Consider the following 21,489-nt stretch of genomic DNA (forward strand, 5'->3'; position numbering starts at 1 on the left):
TAAACTCTCTATTTCTATTATACATAAAATTTTATTCCTAAAAATATAGTTAATACAAAAAAACATATACTAACTAAAAATATTAAATTAATAATATCATTACTAATTATAGTCTTATTACTAGCTGATTCAATAAGAAGTGCTTTTAATCCTTCTATATAACAATTTATATCATTAAATTTATTTAACAAACCATCTTTAATAAACACTTTTAATTTTTCGCTTATATTAAGCGAATCTACGATATATAACATTTTTTTCATAGAAGTACGAAAAGGATCGTACTCTCGCCTCGTAATAAGACATACAATTAACATAGTCGTACTAAAAATTAGTCTTTCAATATGTAAATTTTTATTTTCTATTCCCCACGAGTTTATATCATATGTAGGAGTAAACTCTTTAATACACCTATCTTTTTTAAATACTCCTCCAAAATCTACAAACATTATCTTTTTAGTCCTTCTATTTATTATAATATTCTCTAATTTCAAATCTCCATAGATATATCCTAGTTGATAAAGTTTGTTCATCATCTCTAATAATACTAATGATATTCCTAAAATATCTTTTATACTCAATTTACCTCTATTAATAATTTCTTTTAAATTATTTCCCTCTATATATTCCATTACAAAGTAGTAATATCTCTTATTTCTATATACCCAGTCATCAATTTCATAAACTCTAGGTATATTATCTAATAAGGGGAGTTTTTGCAAAATCTCAAATTCCCTAGTCAAAGACATTATATCTTCGCTTATTTTCAGTGCTCTTATATTACCTTCATAATCTATTACCTTATATACTGTACCTACTCCACCCTGCCCTATTTTTTTTAGTATTGTATACTCATTCTTATACCATTTACCTTCAATCCTATCTCCTCTTTTAAGCATTCAAACTCCCCCAAAGCTATAAATTTACACTATATTCGCCGCAAGCATCCCTTTGTTTACTTCTGCTGTTCCTAATAACATTTCTACAGCTCTTTTAAGAGCTGGTCCTGTCGGAGTTGTCCCACCTGTAGCTATATTACTTAAACTTTTCTGTAATTCATCAATATCTTCTGTAAAATCGCAAATAGTTTTATAAAATTCGTAATCTGTACCCGGGAAACCTATAACCGCAATCTCTGTTTTTCCCTTTCTCTGTTTAAGTGTTCTAAGTAAATTAACAATACTCTTTTTAGCTATACTTATCTTATTAGTCATACTTCCACTTAAATCAATGACTATACAACATCTAATGTCTACTTCTTCTCCAAATTTATCAATAACATCAATTATTTTTCTCCTAGATTCAGGATTGAAATCTTCTAGCCCTTCTCCAAGTATATTTTTTAATTCTTTGTTTACTGCTTCTTGTATAGTCTTGTGTACCGTTTTAACCGTTAACATCTCCATAGTTTTTGAAAAATTCTCCAAATCTGTTATTTCCCAAATTCCTCCTCCTTGGTTAGCTATTTGTTGAATTTCAGCCAACGGCTTTTCTTTTGTACGATTATTTACTATCCCTATAGTGCTTACTGTTATTCCCAGTTCTTTAGCTTTTTTAGATACTTCAATAGGGTTTATCCCTACATTAGATTCCCCATCACTCACCAATATTATTTGTCTTATTAATCCTTTCTTATCCATCTTTCCCCTCCTATCTTTTTTTGTAATTATTGACAATAAAATGTTTTGTATTCATATTTGATTAGCAGTTTGTCCTTATCTATTTATATTTTTTATTTTGATTTAATATTCATAAAAAAAAGCGGCTAACGCCGCGTTTCGCTTTTACCTTCTTCTCCAAACTTTAGTTACAAGAACCGTCATATCATCTTTATTTTTGTTGACACTTACAGATTTTGCTATGTTAATTATTTCTGTAGCAATTTTTTGAGGGTTAACACTAGATATATTACTAATAACTTCCGCCATCCAATTTTCTTTATCATCCACCTTATCATTAGAATCTAAAACGCCATCCGACATCATTATTATCAAATCACCATCTTCTATATTATCTTCATATACTTGAAAATCTACATCTTTTAATATGCCTACAGGTAGACTCTTTGAATTTATTATATCTACTCTATCTTTTCTCTTTATAAAAGTCGGAGCACAGCCGATTTTAATAAATTGTGCCTTACCCATATATAAATCTATTATAGTCATGTCAACAGTTGAAAACATCTCATCAGATGATTTTAAAAGTAAAATTGAATTAATAGTCTTAAGCGCCAATTCTTTATCGAAACCTGCCTCTAAAAACCTTTCTAAAAGCGAAATCGTTATATTGCTCTCCTGATTTGCCTTTCTGCCTACTCCCATTCCATCACTCAAAGCCACAAAATAACCATTCTCATTCTCACCAAATGTATAACTATCACCTGAGACATAATTGAACGACTCGTCCCACTTACAGACCTTTGTTATAGCTCCATATCTATTCGCCTTTATAAGTTTTAGGCTGCATCTGTTATTCTTTCCGGGTATACTGCAACTAAATTTATCTCTAGTTAAATCAAATCCAACAATTTTAGAGACGATAGGTATAATATCTTTCAAGCACATGCCTTTTCCTTTACAAGATTTTAATTCCAATAAAATTTCAAATTTTCCATCCTGAAATTGTGTACAATTTACTTCCTTTATATCGATTCCATTTTCTTTAATTTTTAAATAAATTTCTCTTTCTAAATCATCTGCAAATCTGATGTCTTTATAAATGGTATTTGCCAAATCATTTATTATAGCAGCTACTCCATCCAATTGCTCGCTTACCAATTGTCTACTCTCCAAAATCTTCTTCTCCCACCTATAATTAATTTTATATATATCAAAAAGATAATTACATTTATCTATTATATTTTGAGGTTTTAAGCATCTTTTTTTAAAATATCCTGGCAGTAAATTTTCATTTATATTCCCATTAAGTTCTATTAAACTCATAATATCAAACATGGAGTGATATGCAGTATAAAAATCCTGTTTCCAACAGAATTTATACATACTGCATCCTTTACAGACATCATTAACTACCTCGTCTACAAAACTAGATATATCTTTCTGCTGCGAAAAATTCCTTACTTCTGCTGCTTTTTTAAATGTCAATGCTAACTCATTAAACACATTAGACACTTCTTTTAATCTTTTATAAGTTATATCTCTTATTCTTTTACTATACTGTATATTTGAATAAGTTAATCCATCTTTCCCTAATATCATTCCATTATTTTTCTCTATAGTAGCGGCTAATATAAAAAATATGAATACGCTAATCGCAATCTCCTTATATAAGAGCATACTTTCCACAAAACCATTTATATAAAAAGACATTATAGCATTCCCGACAATAAAACCTAGACTAGTTCCCAATTTCCCTAAATCTTTAAACAAGCCCCCTAATAGTCCTGAAAAGCCGTATATTGAAATAATCAATGGAATATTATTATTTGACATTCCCGTTATCAAACCAATTGTTACTCCAATAGTAGTTCCAAATGCTGGACCTTTAAAATAGGCAAACACCAAAATGATAACAACTCCAATAATCACTTTTAAAGATAAATTAAAAACGGCTATATTCCCTAATCCTGAAATGGCTAATGAAATCATTATTGCACCACTTATAATTTCTTCATTTGTAAAGACATCACTTAATTTCCTTTCAAAGATAGAAATGCTATATGAAAAGATATATGTTAATGTAAATACTATTACCCCTTCAAATACTGTCATAATAAAATCATAAATATAAAATGTACCTGTAAACAGCATTGCAGTTTTTGTAATAATTAACAATAAAGACGATAAAATAGAATATTTTAATGTGTTTACTCTGATCCTATCTTTTAAAATTCCATTTAAAAAAAACAACAGCCATATTGTAATTAGATAATAATAGGCATTCATACCATGAACGCTTAATATTCCAAAAGATGCAAATATCATTATCCCTATAGAGCTGCCATATTTAATTAAATACGCCGTTAAAAATGCAATTCCAAAAGGTGTTAATCCGTCCATTATAGAAGCTCGTGATATCAGCAGCGCTAAAGTTCCTATTACTATATTTTTAAAATTTAGTTTTAGAATTAAACTTTTTAAAATTTTCAATAAAGCATTTTCATCTTTAATCATAAGTGATTCGGCTCTGTTTATCATTTGAATCCCCCATCCCATTTTTTATTTTCTGTTATTCTATCAAATAAACTATGAAATATTTGTCAATTAAGGTTGTCCTATTCAAAAAACTTTTTGACAAAGATTACACTTCTTTTAGCTGAAATCTGAAATTTGGACATATATTTCACTGATATATTCCTCTTAAAAAATAGAAAATTTATATATAAACTTTAAATTAAATCCGTTACAATCAAAATTTTGCAAAGAAAAAAAGCGACTTTAATCTTAAGTCGCTCTTTGTCATAAATTGATTATTTTTAGTTGCTAATACCTTTAATAAATTTATTTTTACTCTTTTCCTTATCTATATATAATATTTCACCGGGCTTAAGCATATTCAATTCTTCTCTAGCAATTCTTTCAATAAATTCGGGTGTATCAGCATATTTGATTTTCTCTTGAAGTTCTGCAATTTCCATATTCAAACTATTAATCTTATCTTCTTTCACTTTTCTCTCTTGTTCTAAACGCCTCATCATTTTTTGCTGACTTAAAAATGTAGTACTTAAATAAAACAAACACACTAATAGTAATATATATCTAATTCTAAATTTTTTCTTCTGTTTAGCCTTGTGCATAATTACCCCTCCAGCATCTCTTAAATCATATATGAATATTTCTATATATCCTTTTTAAATCCTTCATTTTTTTATCAGTATAGTATTTGCATATTTTCTAATGTCATCAAAAATACGTTTTGGCAATTTAGCTATTTTTCTTACACTTCTATTAAATCTATTAACTCTATCATTTATTTTTCTAAAAGGGATTGATAACAAATGTATAATAAATCTAAATGGATATGTCAATACGTTTACTATATATTTGAGCAATTCAATAAACTCCCTTACTAAATAAACCATTAAAGTTATAACTGGTTTACTCAAAAGTTTTGTATAAATTAGTGCACCGCAAATAAAACCTAAAAGAACATAGCCTCTCAACTGCCCCCAATTGCTAAAGATTAGTGTAGCTAGTGCTATAATCGATACAATAATCCAAAAAATCAAATCCTCTATTAATGTAGCAATTTTATTAGGCTTAGAAAAATATCTAAATATCCTATATAAATCATATACAAAACCGATTAAAATTCCCCCATACACAGTAAGCAAAAAAATATATGCTTGGCTTTCGACTGTATTGCCCACAAAATCACCCCTAATGAAAATGAAAACCAATGGTATAAACCATCGGTTTTATTTAAACATTTTACCTAATAAGCCAGACCCTTTTGAACTTGAAGTATCTTTGTTAGTATATAAAATACCGTTTATCTTACCTTCTATAACTATATTCCCATCTTCTAAATTAAGTTTGCTAATGTTTAAATCCTCTCCTTTAACAGTCATCAAACCTTTTACAGTCAATAAGATAATTGTGTTATCATTAAAACTATCAACATGTTCTACTCCTGATATATTGAGCTTTTCTCTATTTTCTAATATTATGTTTTGACTTCTATTCGTAGCCTTATTTTCATTCATCCCCCATCCCCCCAAAATACTTATGTTAAATGATTATGTATTAACTTTCTGTTTTATTACTAAAATATATGCATTTAAATAGTTAAATTATATTATACATATTATGAGCATTGTCTTTAGTTGCATGTTCTAATAACTGCACTACTTCTATCTTCATGGTTCTAGTACCAAAGTTTATTTCGATTATATCCCCTATATTCACTAAAGTACCGGGTTTAGCCACTTTGCCATTTACTAATACTCTGCCCTGTTCACAAGCTTCTTTAGCAACTGTTCTTCTCTTTATTATCCTAGAATTTTTAAGAAATTTATCTATTCTCATATATAATCCCCTTTCTACATCTATACTTATATTGAAAAAGAAAAAATCAGGTCAATGACCTGATTTTTATTTGTTAACTGCCTCTTTTAAACTCTTACCAGCTTTGAAAACTGGTGCATTTGATGCTGGAATATCGATCACTTCTTGAGGATTTCTTGGGTTTCTTCCTTTTCTAGCTTTTCTCTCTCTTACTTCAAAAGTACCAAAGCCTACTAATTGAACCTTTTCTCCTCTTACTAATGCTTCCTCTACACTCTTCATGAATGCATTTAATGCGCTTTCAGCATCTTTCTTTGTTAAACCACTTTTTTCTGCTATGCTTGAAACTAATTCTGCCTTGTTCACAATAAATACCTCCTTATTATTCAATTATATTAAAATTAGTACGTATAAGCATATTCTACCTTCCCAAGTAAAATCCTTCTTTTTAGTATTATTTTTTATCTATTTTTTTATTTTTATGTATCTTTGTTTTCTCCCATAACTCATCCATCTCTTCTAATGTCATAAGCTGTAAATCTTTTCCCATCTCTCTGCTCATATCTTCCATAATCTTAAACCTGTCAACAAACTTATTTATCGTCTTATTTAGAGCAATTTCTGGATTTACTTTTAAAAATCTACTAACGTTTACTACGGCAAATAATAAATCACCTATTTCTTCTTCAATTCTATCCTTATCATTATCTTCCAATTCAATTATCACTTCTTGTAATTCTTCTTTCACTTTTTCTAATGCCCCATTTACATCTGGCCAATCAAAACCTATATCGGCAGCTTTCTGCTGCAACTTAAAGCTCTTTACTAGAGCAGGCAGTCCTTTGGTTATACTTTCAAGCCTTTGACTATGGCTTTTAATATTTTTTTCTTTATCTTTTATCTTATTCCAGTTTATCATCACTTCTTCAGAATCTTTACAATTAAGCTCTCCAAACACATGAGGATGTCTATTAATTAGCTTGCTGCAAATACTAGATATTACATCCCATATATTAAAATACCCTTCTTCTTTACCTATTTGAGAATGGAATACTACTTGCAATAACAAATCTCCTAATTCTTCGGCTAATGCATCCATATCATCTCTGTCTATCGCATCAACTACTTCATAAGCTTCTTCTAAAACATATTCTCTAAGAGATTGATGAGTCTGTTTAACATCCCACGGACATCCTTCTTTGCTCCTCAATCTCTGCATAATATTTATTAGGTTATTTAAGTCATATCTTGTTCTATTCTCATCATTGATTTTAGGAACATAAATACTTGTCAAATAGTCAATCCATTCTATTCTGTCTAGTTCATATAATGGTATCTTTACTATTTTTTCTTCTCCTGGCACTCCTGCTGCTCTAATTACATATATCTGATATTCATCGCCATATACTTCCATCAGCTTCAATTTTACTTCTGATGCTATTATTCTATTATAAACTTGTGTTATTATATTGTCTACATTAATATCTATTGACTGCACATTTAAATTCAAACCATCTACAATCTTCATTCCACTTATCGGGTCTTTCTCAACAGCATTTATTACACTGTCTATAAAACTTACCCCTGAATGTATCTGTAACTTTACTTCACCTTTATCCCTGTACTTTGTCAATAATGATACTGTTTTTTCCGCTACTAAAGGATGTCCCGGTATACAATAAATAATAATACCATGTTCTTTAGATTTTTTCACTAGGTCTTTAGCTATATCCTCATAAATTATATCAAAATCTTCGCCTCTTTCATACATAAAATCATATGATTCAAATTTAATATTATTTTCATGAAAAAAACTTACTGTTGGATGTTTTTCAGTCCTTAAATAAATTTTATGACCTCTTTTCAAAATTTTTATCGTACCTATTGTTAATAAATCAGGATCGCCTGGCCCTAATCCTATAACAATAATCTTTCCCATACAAAACCCTCCATTATCCTTATGTTTGCCAAAAAAGCTAGGTTTATACCTAGCTATTCTCTTAAAATTCCTATTGCCCCTAATACTTTAGAGATTTTTTTACCACCTGGCAGTAATTCGAAATCTCTTGAAGTTATCGCTCCAGTTGCCAACAGTGCAGAACCATACACTAATGCTCCTATAACTATAGAGATTATAGTTGCTATCTTACTATTTATTATAGACGACAAAAATACATATGAAAACTTCACAAATACAACCATTAATATAACCGAAATTATCGGCTTTAAAAAAATATTTACAAAGTTCAAAGATGTCTTTGTATATTTCATAACTGCCATAAAGTTTAGTACCGCAGCCACCAAATATGCAACTACCGTGCTTAAAGCTGCACCTTTAACACCTATTTCAGGTATTCCTGTCAATATATATGTTAAAATTACCTTTACCACTGCTCCAATTGCTAAATTCTTCACAGGAATCATTGGCTTTCCTAATCCCTGCATAATAGCTGTTAATGATTGTACTAAAGTTAGAAAGATTAGACTAAAAGACAATATTGCAAGTATAGAACCAGCACTTTGTTGAACTTCAGGTTTCGAGGCAAAATAAACTAATTCTATAATAGGTGTAGATAAAATATATAGTCCTAATGCTGCTGGCAAACCAATAAGAAGCATAATTCTAATACCAGACCTTGTTATTCTAGTAATCCTAGTATAATTCTTTCTTGCAAATGCAGCAGATACAGCAGGAACTAAACTCATTGCTAAAGCAGTCGATAAAACCTGTGGTAAATTTATTAAAGTTTGAGCCATACCAGCTAATCTACCATACAATCCGTTCGCTTCTGTTTCTGTAAAACCGATCATCTGCAATCTTCTCATAACTATAGCGACGTCTATGCTATTCATTATAGGTACTATTGCTGCTCCAATAGTAATCGGTATTGCAATTAATAAAACTTTTTTAATAACAGAATTTAAGCTCTCTAAAGGATAATCAGCGCTATTTTTTATTTCTTGTTTTATATACCTTCTCTGTGAAAGATAAATAATCATTATTACAATAGTGCCTGCTAAAGCTCCAGCAGAAGCTCCAAAAGTAGCTCCTCCAGCAGCTAACGGTAATCCTCTTTCTAAAAATTGATATGCTAAAACAAGACCAATAACAACCCTAAACAACTGTTCCGTTAATTGAGATACCGCAGTAGGAACCATTGTCTGTCTGCCCTGAAAATACCCTCTAAATGCAGACATAATAGGAACAAACATTAATGCTGGAGATATTGCAATAAATGAATAATAGGCATCTTTATTTTTAAATAGATGCGATAAATAATTTGCCCTTAATAGTACAAATAGAGATGTAGTAATGCCAGCAAATAAAAATCCAAAAAATGTTATTTTAAATAGCCTATGAGCTCCTTTATAATCTCCCAATGCTCTTTTTTCGGCTACAAGTTTCGCAACCGCAACCGGAAAACCTGCTGTAGATATTGCTAATAATAGATTATAAAGCGGATAAACGGTTTGATAATAGCCCATACCTATGTCTGTAAGTATATATAGTAATGTAATTCTATACACTGACCCTATTATTTTAACCAGTACTCCTGCTATCCCTAATATAGCAGCACCTTTTAAAAAATTTTCTTTAGTCATAAACTTCCTCCTAATTTTCGCCCTCTTTTAGTTAACAGAACTATTATATCAAAAATACAGTACTCATTAAATAGTGATTTTATTGAAAAGCTACTTCATGTTTACATTTATGTTTGCCAAAAGAAAAGCCTACCATACAAGGTAGGCTATGTAACTTAAAATTATTACTCCATTTGCTTTGATAAGAATCCTGCTACGATTTCAGCTAGTTTTGCTTCTAAATCTCCCATTTTTTTATTATTATCTTTAGTACATAAAATAACTGCTCCTATCGGATCTCCTTGAGTAATTACAGGTGCTACTACTTGGCTAGTATATTTATCAGCATTAGGCTCATCAGCCGTTACTCTTATAGGCTTACTATTCCCAGAAGCTATATATGTCTCTTTTCCTTCCATAATCTTTTCTAGCTCTGGACTAACCTTTTTATCCAAATACTCATTTTTAGATCCTCCAGAAATTGCAACCACTGTATCTCTGTCTGTTATTACAGTTGTATGTCCTGTAGTTTCATAAAGCGACTCTGCAAATTCAGTAGCAAATTCACTTAATTCAACAATAGGTGAATATTTTTTCAATATTATTTCGCCTTCTCTATCTGTGAATATTTCCAAAGGATCTCCTTCTCTTATTCTAAGAGTTCTTCTAATCTCTTTAGGAATTACTACTCTACCTAAATCATCAATCCTTCTTACTATTCCTGTAGCCTTCAAATTTTCCCCTCCTTACCACATGAATTTAAGGTGGATTTTGTTTTAAACACTTATGTGTTTTAACAAAATTACACCGCTTAATTGTATATTTATTATTTTACTATCAAGAACTTTTTATACATCATTAGCAATTTAAAGTAAATAAAAAAAGCTCATAACCCTTTCGTTAATGAGCTTTTTGCCTAAAGACTATTCTAAAAATGTTTCTACATCAGCATTCTCTCTCAACTCTTTTAATTTTTTATCATATTCCTTATCTTTTAACCATTTTATTATATCATCTTTAACTTCATCAAATGAATATAATTTGTCAATTTTATCCTCTACTTTGATAATATGATAGCCCTTCTCTGTTTTTACTATATCGCTAATTTGTCCAGGTTCTAGGGAAAGAGCAGCTTTTTTGAATTCTGGTAATAGCATACTATCCTTACCAATATAACCTAAATCTCCACCCTTTGATGCTGAAGGGCATATTGATTTTTCTTTTGCCAGTTCAGCAAAGTCTTTACCATTTTTTAATTGCTTAAGAATTTCTTTCGCTTCATCTTCAGTTTTAACTAATATATGTCTTGCTCTTACTCTATAATCTCTAAATGAATCTATATTATCTTCATAATATTTTTTTGCTTCATCAATAGGGATTTCTATATCTTTCAAAACTTCTTCTTTATATTTAGAAATCAATATTTCCTTTTTTATTTCTTTTCTAAAGTATTCTTCAGTTATATTGCTCTGTTTTAAAAATTCCTTAAATTTTTCTTCGTTTTCAAAATAACTAATATAATTTTTAATCTCTTTATCTACTTCTTCATCTGTTACTTTTAGTCCTAATTTTTCAGCCTCTTGGGATATTATCTTCTCAATAATCAACTTATCCAAAAATCTTCTCATTGCTTCTTCTTCGAGCTTCTTCCATATCTCAGGTCCTACTTTGCTTTCAACGGCATTTTTATATATATTAAAATCCTTTTCAAAATCTTCTTTATATATACTATCTCCATTAACTTTCGCTACAATTTCCCCTTTAGCACTTTGATTCACACAACCTGACATTAAAAAAATAAGTGATACTACCAACAGAATCCCAACTGCTTTCACTTTTACCTTATTAAACAAATCTATCAACTCCTCTACTTTACCTTCATGTACTCTTTCTATATAATTATATATCAATTTGCCCCTCATGAAAACTGCTAATTTTTTGAATAACTCGTTCAACTTCTCTTAATATATCTTCTTGCATTCTTTTCATTAGCCTATACTTTATATGAGGAGTTTTTGAAATATCAAATGACATGCGCCTTCCAAAACTATTTAAAAGCTCATTAATAAGCTGTGGTGTAATAGCATCTGGCTTAACAAATTCTATCTTGATATAATTATCTATCTGAGTTAACGAACTTATTTTAGCCTTTTTACACATTGACTTTATTAATGATATTTTAAGTAAATTATCAACTTCTTTAGGTATATCCCCAAACCTATCCATTATTTCCTCTTGAACATCTACCAAATCCTCTCTGCTCTGAATTGATGATATTTTCTTATATATCTCTATTTTTTGTTCTTCATTAGCTATATAATATCTAGGTATATACCCATCTACATTTAACTCTATAGTAGTTTCTATATCTTCTTCTCTTATTTCGCCCTTTAATTTCTTTATCGTTTCATCTAAATACTTTACATATAAATCATAACCAATCGAAGCCATATGCCCATGCTGTTCAGGTCCTAATAAGTTTCCAGCCCCTCGTATTTCTAAATCTCTCATAGCTATTTTAAACCCTGAACCAAACTCAGTAAATTCCTTTATCGCCTTTAAACGCTTTTCAGCAACCTCAGACAGTACTTTATCCTTTTCATAAGTGAAGTATGCATATGCTATCCTATCACTTCTTCCTACTCTACCTCTTAACTGATACAATTGCGATAATCCCATTTTATCTGAATCATAAACTATTAAAGTATTTACATTAGATATATCCAATCCTGTTTCAATAATGGTCGTACATACTAATATATCATACTCTCTTTTTAAAAAATCTATCATAACCCTTTCAAGCTGCCGTTCGCTCATTTGTCCATGCCCAACTACTATTCTAGCCTCTGGTACTAATTTTTTTAATCTAGCCGCCATCTGCTGAATATCTTGTACTCTATTGTATACAAAATAAACCTGTCCGTCTCTATTTAACTCCTTAATTATCGCATCTCTGATTATGCTCTCATTATATTCCATAACGTATGTTTGCACTGGATATCTTTCTTCCGGCGGTTCATCGATAACACTCATATCTCTAATACCAACTAATGCCATATGGAGAGTTCTTGGTATTGGAGTCGCAGTCAACGTTAATACATCAATAGACTCCTTTAACTTCTTTAAAGTCTCTTTATGTTTAACTCCAAATCTCTGTTCCTCATCTATAATCAACAATCCTAAATCCTTAAATTTCACATCATTTGATAACAATCTATGTGTTCCAACTACAATGTCTAAATTCCCGCTTTTTAAATCTCTTAAAATTTTCTTTTGATGAGTTGGTGTCCTGAATCTACTCAACATATCTACTTTGACAGGAAATTGGCTAAACCTTTCTTTTATTGTATTATAATGCTGCTGAGCTAAAATAGTCGTAGGTACTAAAAACGCAACTTGTTTCCCATCCATAACGGCTTTAAATACAGCTCTTAAAGCTACTTCTGTCTTCCCATATCCTACATCCCCACATAACAACCTGTCCATAGGTTTATCTTTTTCCATATCTCGTTTAATCTCTTCTATACACTTTAATTGGTCGCTAGTCTCTTCGTAAGGAAATAAATCTTCAAACTGTTTCTGCCAAGGCTGGTCCTTTGAAAAAGCGAACCCTTTAGTAGTCTGTCTTTTTGCATAAAGTTCAAGAAGCTCTTTAGCCATATTTTCAATTGCCTTTTTAGCTTTTTGTTTAGTCTTAATCCATTCTCCTGTTCCAAGTTTGTTCACTTTAGGTTTTATAGAATCTGCTCCTATATATTTTTGTATTAAGTCCATTTGATCTACAGGAACATATAATCTATCTTTACCAGAATATTTTATACTCAAATAATCTTTTTTTACTCCTTGAACTTTTAATTGCTCTATTCCTACATATACACCTATTCCATGTGTTTCATGTACAACATAATCTCCCGGCTTAAGGTCAGTAAATGAAGTTATCCTCTTGGTATCTTTACTATATCTTTTAACTCTTTTCTTTTTAGATTTTCCATATATTTCTTTATCGCTGATTATCGTAAATTTTAAATCTGGATATTCGAATCCACTACTGATAGTCCCTGCTAAAACAAAAATTTGTCCAGACTTTATTTCTACATTACGATTATCTATAAAACTGCATTCTATTCCATACTCACTAAGAGTTTCAACTAGCCTTTTCCCTCTATCTTCTACTCCTGAAAGTATTATTATCTTATATCCTCTATACTTCAAATTTTTTAGTTCGTTAACTAAAAATTCTATTTTGTTATGAAATGACTGCATGCTTTTTGATATAATATTAACCGCTGCCTTAATTTCAAAAATATTAGAAGTCTTTCTTAATCCTGTTGATACAATACAAGGCCTTTGGCTTAATTTTTCTTTTAAACTATCAAAATCATAATAAATACTCTCCTGTTTAGGTAATACTTCGCCTCTTTCAAAAAAATCTAAAAATTTGTTTCTAAAACTTTTTAAATAAGTGTCCGCTTTTTCTTCTATCCTCTGCGGTTCATCTATAATCATTAATGCCGATTCGGCAAAATAATCTACTATACTTTTATATTCAACAGGGAAATAAGGTATAAGAGGTTCTATATTGTCAAAATTTAATCCTGAATTAACTAATTCAATATAATGTTTAAATTTCTCAGTAAGTTTCTGAATCATTAACTGACTATCTTTTTCATCACTCATTCTTTTTATGGTCTTTGTTAAATCATCTTCTATTCGCTTTACTATTTCTTCTCTATATTCATCTTCTAATATGATTTCTTTAACTGGACCTATTTTAACTTCTGAAACATTCTCAATCGACCTCTGGGTTTTTATATCAAAAGTTCTTATCGAATCAATCTCATCATCAAACAATTCTATTCTTACAGGATTTTCTAAAGTTATAGGGTAAAAATCTACTATACCACCTCTTATGCTAAATTGACCTTTCCCTTCAATCATATCTACTCTTTCATAGCCCAATATATTTAAATTTTTTATTAGTTCTTCTAAATCAATCTTATCCCCATATCTTAATACTGCTTTGTATTTACTCAATATTTCTTTATTAAAAACTTTATCCATTATTGATTCAATAGAAGCTACAACAATTATAGGTTTACCTTCGATCAGTTTATCTATAACCCTTAATCTCTGATATAAAATACCATGACTATAAGCATCAACATTATAAAAAACGACTTCCCTCTGCGGAAACAATTCTACACCTTTAGATGAAAACAATTTTAAATCTTCAACTATTTTCTTAGCTCTAAGTTCATTATAAGTAACTATAAGAACTTGTCTACCTGTATGCTGATTTAGTCCATAACAGATGTGTGATAAACTCTCTTCTGATAATCCATATAAAGATACAGGATATTTTCTATTGTTTATAAATTCTATTAATTCGTTATATTGCTTTGAATTCTTAAGCGAATTAATAAAGACATCCAAAAACAAGGAAATCAGCTCCTTTTTAACAGCAACTTTAGCCCAGGCAAAACCTGGGCTGATGACTGACATCTATCAATTTTTACATTTTATTGATATTTTATTCATATACTAACCATTATATTCATTCATAGCCTTATCTAATCCTTTAAAAATAATCGCTTCTACAGCTAATGCTGCTCTCTCTATCGCAGAATCAATTACTTCTCTTTCATCTTTAGTAAATCTACTTAATACAAAATCGACTAAATCCATACCTTCTTTAGGTTTCCCTACACCTATTCTTATTCTTGGGAAGTTTTCACTCTGCAACTGGTATATTACTGACTTCATTCCATTATGACTTCCAGCACTACCTTTTTTCCTTATCCTCAATGAACCAAATTTTATATCAATGTCATCATATATTACAATAATATTTTCAATCGGCATCTTGTAATAGTTATATATATCTAAAACACACTCTCCACTTCTGTTCATATATGTCTGCGGTTTTACTAATATAACTTTTTCATTATTTATAAATGTTTCCCCATACACTGCTTTATGTTTTATTTTATTTAATCTTACATTATTTCTCACTGCTAAACAGTCAATTGTGTCAAATCCTACATTATGCCTAGTCCCATCATATGCTCTGCCTGGATTACCTAACCCAATTACTGCATACAAAGAAATCAACTCCTATGCTAAACCTTATAAGTCAAAATCAAATTAATCAAATAATTTGCTTACAGATTCATTCGAATAAATTCTTCTAATAGCTTCGGCAAATAATGGAGCAACTGAAACAACATCAATTTTATCAATCTGTTTATCTTCGGTTAAAGGAATAGTATCTGTTACTACTAATTTTTCAATTACTGAATCCTTTAATCTATCAATAGCAGGTCCAGAAAGAACTGGATGTGTACAACAAGCATATACTTTATTTGCTCCAAAATCTTTTAATACCTTAGCAGCTTTTGTTAGTGAACCGGCAGTATCAACTATATCATCAACTAAAATTACATTTTTATCTTCCACATCTCCTATAATGTTCATTACTTCTGATACATTAGCTTTAGGTCTTCTCTTTTCGATTATAGCAATTGGTAAATCTAACAAACTTGCAAAATTCCTAGCTCTCTTAACTCCTCCAATATCGGGTGATACTATTACTGTCTCTTTATCTATTATATTTTTAAAATAATCTGCTAATATAGGTATGCCTGTTAAATGGTCTACTGGTATATCGAAATATCCTTGAATTTGTCCTGCGTGCAAATCCATACTTACAACTCTGTCTGCCCCTGCTGTTGTCAATATATCGGCCACAAGTTTTGCTGTAATTGGTTCTCTTGCTTTAGTTTTTCTATCTTGCCTAGCATAGCCATAATATGGAATTACTGCATTTATTCTGCCTGCTGAAGCTCTTTTTAAAGCATCAATAAGAATAAGCAGTTCCATTAAATTTTCATTAATTGGAGGGCAAGTAGGCTGGATAACAAATACATCTGCACCTCTTACAGAATCTGAAATGTGAACAGAAATCTCGCCATCGCTAAATCTTCCTACTTGACTTTCCCCGAGCTCAATATTTAGCTCATCGCAAATCTTTTTAGCAAAACATTTGTTAGCATTACCAGTAAGAATTTTGATTTCTCTTCCTCCTATATTCATAAAAAAACTCCTCCTATGTTTTTATTCTTTATTTTTATTAAATTTTCTTTCAATCCAACCCTCTTTATTCACCTGTCTTGCCCTTGCTATAGATAGAGTTCCTTTACCAACTTCCTCCGTTATTGTAGAACCTGCTGCTACATATCCTTTTTCTCTAACTATTACAGGGGCAACTAGATTAGAATTGCTGCCAATAAAAGCATTATCCTCAACAATTGTTCTATGCTTGTTTACTCCATCATAATTCACAAAAACCACACCACAGCCAATATTAACATTTCTACCTACGTCTGCATCGCCAATATATGCTAGATGTGAAGCCTTAGAATTATCTCCAATTACAGAATTTTTTACCTCTACAAAATCCCCTATTTTAACTGATTTACCTATTTTACTATTAGGTCTTAAATATGCATACGGACCTATTGTCGTATTTTCGCCAACCTCACTATCAATTATGGTTGATGACTGTACTACTACTCTGCTGCCAATATTACTGTTAATTATCCTCGAATTGCTTCCTATTATACAGTCCTCTCCTATTTTTGTATTGCCTTCTAAAAAAACTCCTGGATATACAATAGTATCTCTGCCTATTTGAACATCCTTACCTATATATGTATTATCGGGATCTAATATTGTAACCCCTGATAACATCAATTTCTCATTAATCCTTCTTCTCATTATTCTATCAGCTTCAGCCAATTGTACTCTGGAATTGACGCCGAATATTTCTGTATTATCGTTTAGTTTATATCCTCCTACTTTTAAGCCTTTCTCGTTTAATATCTTAATTGAATCGGTTATATAATATTCATTTTGAGCATTATTACTATTAAGATTATGCAAAGCCATTTTTAAATACTTACCGTCAAAACAATATATCCCCGAATTAATTTCCCTTATTCTCTTTTGCTCTATCGTAGCATCTTTTTCTTCTACAATTCCTATTATATTGCCTTTATCATCTCTAATTATTCTACCATACCCTGTTGGATTATCAAACTCAGCAGTTAAAACAGTAGCATTATTACTATTTTCTCTATGATAATCTATCAAGTCAGTAATTGTTTTGCTAGTAATTAAAGGAGTATCTCCATAAAGGATTATAACATAATTATCGTCTTTTATTAAATCTTCTGCCTGCATTACTGCAAAACCAGTTCCATATGGTACTTTTTCACCAATAGGCTGCTCTACAAAAACTACCCCTTCTTCCTTTATAGTATCCTTCACTTTTTCTTTACCATGTCCTACAATAACGATATTTTCTTTTATTCCCGCACCCTTACTAGCTTCAATTACATGACTTAACATTGGTTTTCCACATACTTGATGTAGTACTTTAGGCAGCTTTGACTTCATTCTAGTTCCTTCACCTGCTGCCAGAATAATCGATATAATCACTATAAACACCCTCTCTAATAATATTTAAATGAAATCTATCTCCATTATAATAAATAATTAATAAAAATAGATTTGTTTTATTTAATAATAATAAATATATACAACAATCTATACAATTCAACAAAAAAAATATGTATCCTTTAAAATATTATTAATTTTTTGTCAAAAAAGTAATAGAAAAAAGAGGGTATTGACCCCCCTCTTATTTACGCTCTCATATTTTCTTGCAATGCTTTCTCATATTCTGCTAGAATAGATTCTTGAATTTTACTTCTCGTTTCTGAATTAATAGGATGAGCTATATCTCTAAATTCCCCATCTGGCATCTTTCTGCTTGGCATTGCTATAAAAAGACCATTATTTCCTTCTATAATCTTTATATCATGCACTACGAACTCATCATCAAATGTAACCGATACAATAGCTTTCATCCTACCTTCGTCACTTATCTTCCTAATTCTTACATCAGTAACTTTCATTGCTTCACCACCTTCCCCCGTAGCTGTTCAATATATAAATTAGTATTCTCTTAATTTTGACAAATTCCTTCTAATTTTAGAACAATTTAATCAATATTATTCAATAACTCTCTATTAGGCTTAACTATAATCTCCTCTGCTTCTTCATCAATCTTTTTTAATATTAACAACGGTAAATAATTATCTACCAATTTTTCTTTTGGCAGCTCTGTCGCAATAAATACACCTGTCCCTATTACTTCAGCTTTAAATTCTTTCATCATATCACAAATTCCCTTTGCAGTACCCCCAGCCTTCATAAAATCATCTATCACTAAAACTTTATCTCCTGCCTTTACAGCCTTTCTTGATAAAGACATAGTTTGAATTTTTTTTGTTGAACCAGTTACATAATTTATGTTTACCGCAGCCCCTTCTGTAACTTTTATATTCCTTCGTATTATCACTAGCGGTACGTCTAATGATTGAGCCGTCATTAAGGCTATCGGTATCCCTTTAGTTTCAACAGTAACAACATAATCTATATCTTCGTTAATAAATTTATGTGCAAATATCTTCCCCGCCATTCCAACAATTGATGGATCATATAATAAATCGGTCATATATATAAATCCGCCAGGAATTATTCTTTCTTTTTGAGTTAATGAAGATGTTACTTCGTTCAAAAAATCATTTATCATCTGTTCAGTAATTTGAGGAGTATATTTCACTCCGCCAGATGCGCCGGGAATAGTCTCAATTTTCCCCAGTTTAAGTTTTTCTAGCATTCCCTTAATTATTACTATATCTTCACTAATCGTAGACTTTGCTGCATTCAATCTATCTGTAAAATAATTGTAAGTAAAAATATGATTAGGCCTATCGCTCAATATCTTCATTATAGCTCCTATTCTTTCGTTCCTCTTAAGCTTAATCACAAGAATCCTCCTAAACACGAATATTTTTTCTTTTTAAATATAATTTTATTCGTAAAATATAAATAAATCAATACTTTATGAAAATTATTTTAAAGATATATAATTTCCTGTGAATTCCTTATATGATATAATTTACTCAGTAACAATCTTTTATTCTGATAAGAATAAAATCTCTATTTTAAATAAATTTCAGAAATTATGTTATTAAATTGTCTATAATAATTAATATAATTTCCTATAGACTATAAAATAATATTGATTAGAAATAATATTATTACTGTATTATCGGGAGGTATTTTTATGTTTAACTTTGACATACATAAACACAATTTCAAACATGTACATTTTATCGGGATAGGCGGTATTAGCATGAGTGGACTTGCAGAAATTTTATTAAATGCAGGATATATCGTTTCAGGGTCTGATATAAAAAATTCCGATATAATAGAAAGTTTAAAGAAAAAAGGAGCTGCTATATATATAGGTCATAACAAAAACAATATAAATGGTGCAGATTTAATAGTATATACGTCTGCTATTAGTAAAGATAACCCAGAATATACTGAAGCCATAAAAAGAAACATAGTAACTGTCGACAGAGCCACTTTTCTAGGGCAATTAATGAGAATGTATAAATCTTCTATTGCAGTTTCTGGTACACATGGAAAAACAACTACAACGGCTATGATGTCTGTTATACTTGAACATGCTAATTTAGAGCCAACTATATTATTAGGCGGCGTTTTAGACAGCATTGGAGGTAATGTAAAAATCGGCAAAGAAAATATATTTTTAACCGAAGCATGTGAATATAAAGGCAATTTTTTGAAATTTAATCCTAATATAAGTATAATCCTCAACATAGAAGAAGACCATTTAGATTACTTTAAAGATATTGAACATATAGTCGAAACATTTGCTAATTTCGCAGCATTACTTCCTAGAAATGGATTATTAGTTATAAATAACGATGATATAAATACTCCAAAAATTATTAATAAGGTAAATTGTAATATTGTTACTTTCGGAATAAAAAATAAAAGTAATTATAAAGCAGATGATATATCTTTCACATCCAATGGATTCCCTAATTTTAGGTTAATAATTAATGATTCAAAAGAATATAGAATAAATCTCAAGGTAATAGGAATACATAACGTATATAATGCTTTAGCTGCTATTGCAACAGCTCATTATCTTAACATTCCTATTAATACCATAATAGAAGCAATCGAGAACTACACAGGAACTCATAGAAGATTTGAAATAAAAGGCAGTATAAATGGGATTAAAATAATAGATGATTATGCACACCATCCAACCGAAATAAAAGCGACTCTTAATGCAGCTAAAAAACTTCCTCACAATAAAATATGGTGTGTATTCCAACCTCATACGTATACAAGAACTAAAGCTCTACTAGATGAGTTTAGTGAATCTTTCTATGATGCCGATAACGTAATAATAGCTGACATATATGCCGCAAGAGAAAAAGATACAGGACTCATTCATTCAAAAGATTTAGCCGATTTACTTATAAACAAAGGCATAAAATCTTTATACATTGATAATTTTAAAGATATTGTTAATTATCTATTAAAACAAGCTAATGAAGGCGATATTATTCTTACCGTTGGAGCAGGAGATATATATAAAGTCGCAGAAATGTTGTTAGATAATAGTCAATAGTTAATAGCTTTTTAGCCCCCTAATAGATTTGGACAAAATTAACCATAGAAATATAATAAATTTAGGGGGTGAATTTAAGTGCCAAAAAAACAACTCACTGAAGAATTTAGAGTTAAAGTAGTTAAAGAAGCATTAGAAACTGGTGAACAAGGTATAGTAGCAAGACGCCATGATATTCATCCAGTTACCTTATCAAGATGGATAAATAACTATAAAAAATATGGAAAAACAACAGTTTCTAAACAAACTTCCAAAACTACTAATAAAGATGTTAAGTCTCAGATACTAGAAAAAGAAAATGAACAACTAAAGAAACTTTTAGGTGAAAAAGAACTTGAAATACAAATTCTTCGT

20 protein-coding genes are annotated in these 21,489 nt (G+C 30.1%); 2 read left to right on the forward strand and 18 right to left on the reverse strand.

Annotated elements, in window-relative coordinates:
* Positions 1-17: 17 nt before the first annotated feature.
* From BUB51_RS03755 to purR, 18 genes are all read right to left on the reverse strand, one after another.
* Complete coding sequence (locus tag BUB51_RS03755; protein ID WP_073195621.1) at positions 18-899, reverse strand: protein kinase domain-containing protein; 882 nt, start codon at positions 897-899, stop codon at positions 18-20.
* A 24-nt stretch (positions 900-923) separates the two neighbouring features.
* Positions 924-1,640: a vWA domain-containing protein gene (locus tag BUB51_RS03760; protein ID WP_035163017.1), complete on the reverse strand. Its 717-nt coding sequence runs from the start codon at positions 1,638-1,640 to the stop codon at positions 924-926.
* Between the two features lie 144 nt (positions 1,641-1,784).
* On the reverse strand, positions 1,785-4,160 hold the full coding sequence (spoIIE, locus tag BUB51_RS03765) for a stage II sporulation protein E (protein ID WP_073195623.1): 2,376 nt from the start codon (positions 4,158-4,160) through the stop codon (positions 1,785-1,787).
* Between the two features lie 278 nt (positions 4,161-4,438).
* A complete protein-coding gene (locus BUB51_RS03770) occupies positions 4,439-4,759 on the reverse strand; it encodes an FtsB family cell division protein (RefSeq protein WP_035163021.1) in 321 nt (106 codons plus the stop codon).
* A 63-nt stretch (positions 4,760-4,822) separates the two neighbouring features.
* Positions 4,823-5,332, reverse strand: coding sequence for a spore cortex biosynthesis protein YabQ (gene yabQ, locus BUB51_RS03775; protein ID WP_073195625.1), 510 nt, complete (start codon positions 5,330-5,332; stop codon positions 4,823-4,825).
* 48 nt (positions 5,333-5,380) lie between these two features.
* Positions 5,381-5,668, reverse strand: a complete 288-nt coding sequence (gene yabP / locus BUB51_RS03780) for a sporulation protein YabP (protein ID WP_073195627.1) — start codon at positions 5,666-5,668, stop codon at positions 5,381-5,383.
* A gap of 82 nt (positions 5,669-5,750) precedes the next feature.
* A complete protein-coding gene (locus BUB51_RS03785; RefSeq protein ID WP_035163026.1) occupies positions 5,751-5,990 on the reverse strand; it encodes an RNA-binding S4 domain-containing protein in 240 nt (79 codons plus the stop codon).
* 66 nt (positions 5,991-6,056) lie between these two features.
* Positions 6,057-6,335, reverse strand: coding sequence for an HU family DNA-binding protein (locus tag BUB51_RS03790; protein WP_069650631.1), 279 nt, complete (start codon positions 6,333-6,335; stop codon positions 6,057-6,059).
* Positions 6,336-6,423: 88 nt separating this feature from the next.
* Positions 6,424-7,908 (reverse strand): bifunctional methyltransferase/pyrophosphohydrolase YabN, encoded by a 1,485-nt coding sequence (yabN, locus tag BUB51_RS03795; RefSeq protein WP_073195629.1) that lies wholly within the window; start codon positions 7,906-7,908, stop codon positions 6,424-6,426.
* Between the two features lie 53 nt (positions 7,909-7,961).
* Positions 7,962-9,572 carry a putative polysaccharide biosynthesis protein gene (locus BUB51_RS03800; RefSeq protein WP_073195631.1) on the reverse strand — a complete coding sequence of 537 codons (1,611 nt, stop codon included), beginning with the start codon at positions 9,570-9,572 and terminating at the stop codon, positions 7,962-7,964.
* A 164-nt stretch (positions 9,573-9,736) separates the two neighbouring features.
* Complete coding sequence (gene spoVT, locus BUB51_RS03805; protein ID WP_035163030.1) at positions 9,737-10,285, reverse strand: stage V sporulation protein T; 549 nt, start codon at positions 10,283-10,285, stop codon at positions 9,737-9,739.
* Positions 10,286-10,474: 189 nt separating this feature from the next.
* Complete coding sequence (locus BUB51_RS13560; RefSeq protein WP_073195633.1) at positions 10,475-11,461, reverse strand: SurA N-terminal domain-containing protein; 987 nt, start codon at positions 11,459-11,461, stop codon at positions 10,475-10,477.
* Positions 11,451-14,990 carry a transcription-repair coupling factor gene (gene mfd / locus BUB51_RS03815; protein WP_200791887.1) on the reverse strand — a complete coding sequence of 1,180 codons (3,540 nt, stop codon included), beginning with the start codon at positions 14,988-14,990 and terminating at the stop codon, positions 11,451-11,453. Before mfd ends, BUB51_RS13560 begins: the two co-directional genes overlap by 11 nt.
* Positions 14,991-15,092: 102 nt before the next feature.
* Complete coding sequence (pth, locus tag BUB51_RS03820) at positions 15,093-15,653, reverse strand: aminoacyl-tRNA hydrolase (protein WP_073195635.1); 561 nt, start codon at positions 15,651-15,653, stop codon at positions 15,093-15,095.
* A 42-nt stretch (positions 15,654-15,695) separates the two neighbouring features.
* Entirely contained in the window at positions 15,696-16,643 is a 948-nt protein-coding gene (locus tag BUB51_RS03825) for a ribose-phosphate diphosphokinase (protein WP_073195637.1), read from the reverse strand.
* Between the two features lie 21 nt (positions 16,644-16,664).
* Complete coding sequence (glmU, locus tag BUB51_RS03830) at positions 16,665-18,050, reverse strand: bifunctional UDP-N-acetylglucosamine diphosphorylase/glucosamine-1-phosphate N-acetyltransferase GlmU (RefSeq protein WP_083599499.1); 1,386 nt, start codon at positions 18,048-18,050, stop codon at positions 16,665-16,667.
* Positions 18,051-18,256: 206 nt separating this feature from the next.
* Positions 18,257-18,529: a septation regulator SpoVG gene (gene spoVG, locus BUB51_RS03835; protein ID WP_035162889.1), complete on the reverse strand. Its 273-nt coding sequence runs from the start codon at positions 18,527-18,529 to the stop codon at positions 18,257-18,259.
* Positions 18,530-18,615: 86 nt separating this feature from the next.
* Positions 18,616-19,446, reverse strand: coding sequence for a pur operon repressor (gene purR, locus BUB51_RS03840; RefSeq protein ID WP_073195640.1), 831 nt, complete (start codon positions 19,444-19,446; stop codon positions 18,616-18,618).
* A gap of 300 nt (positions 19,447-19,746) precedes the next feature.
* Here purR and murC point away from each other — a divergent pair, with 300 nt between their 5' ends.
* Entirely contained in the window at positions 19,747-21,135 is a 1,389-nt protein-coding gene (gene murC / locus BUB51_RS03845; protein WP_073195642.1) for a UDP-N-acetylmuramate--L-alanine ligase, read from the forward strand.
* Between the two features lie 78 nt (positions 21,136-21,213).
* Positions 21,214-21,489 (forward strand): transposase (locus tag BUB51_RS03850; RefSeq protein WP_073195644.1); only part of this gene is annotated, 276 nt, incomplete at its 3' end.

Origin of the sequence: Caloranaerobacter azorensis DSM 13643, assembly GCF_900129995.1 — a bacterium.
Classification (GTDB): Bacteria; Bacillota; Clostridia; order Tissierellales; family Thermohalobacteraceae; genus Caloranaerobacter; species Caloranaerobacter azorensis.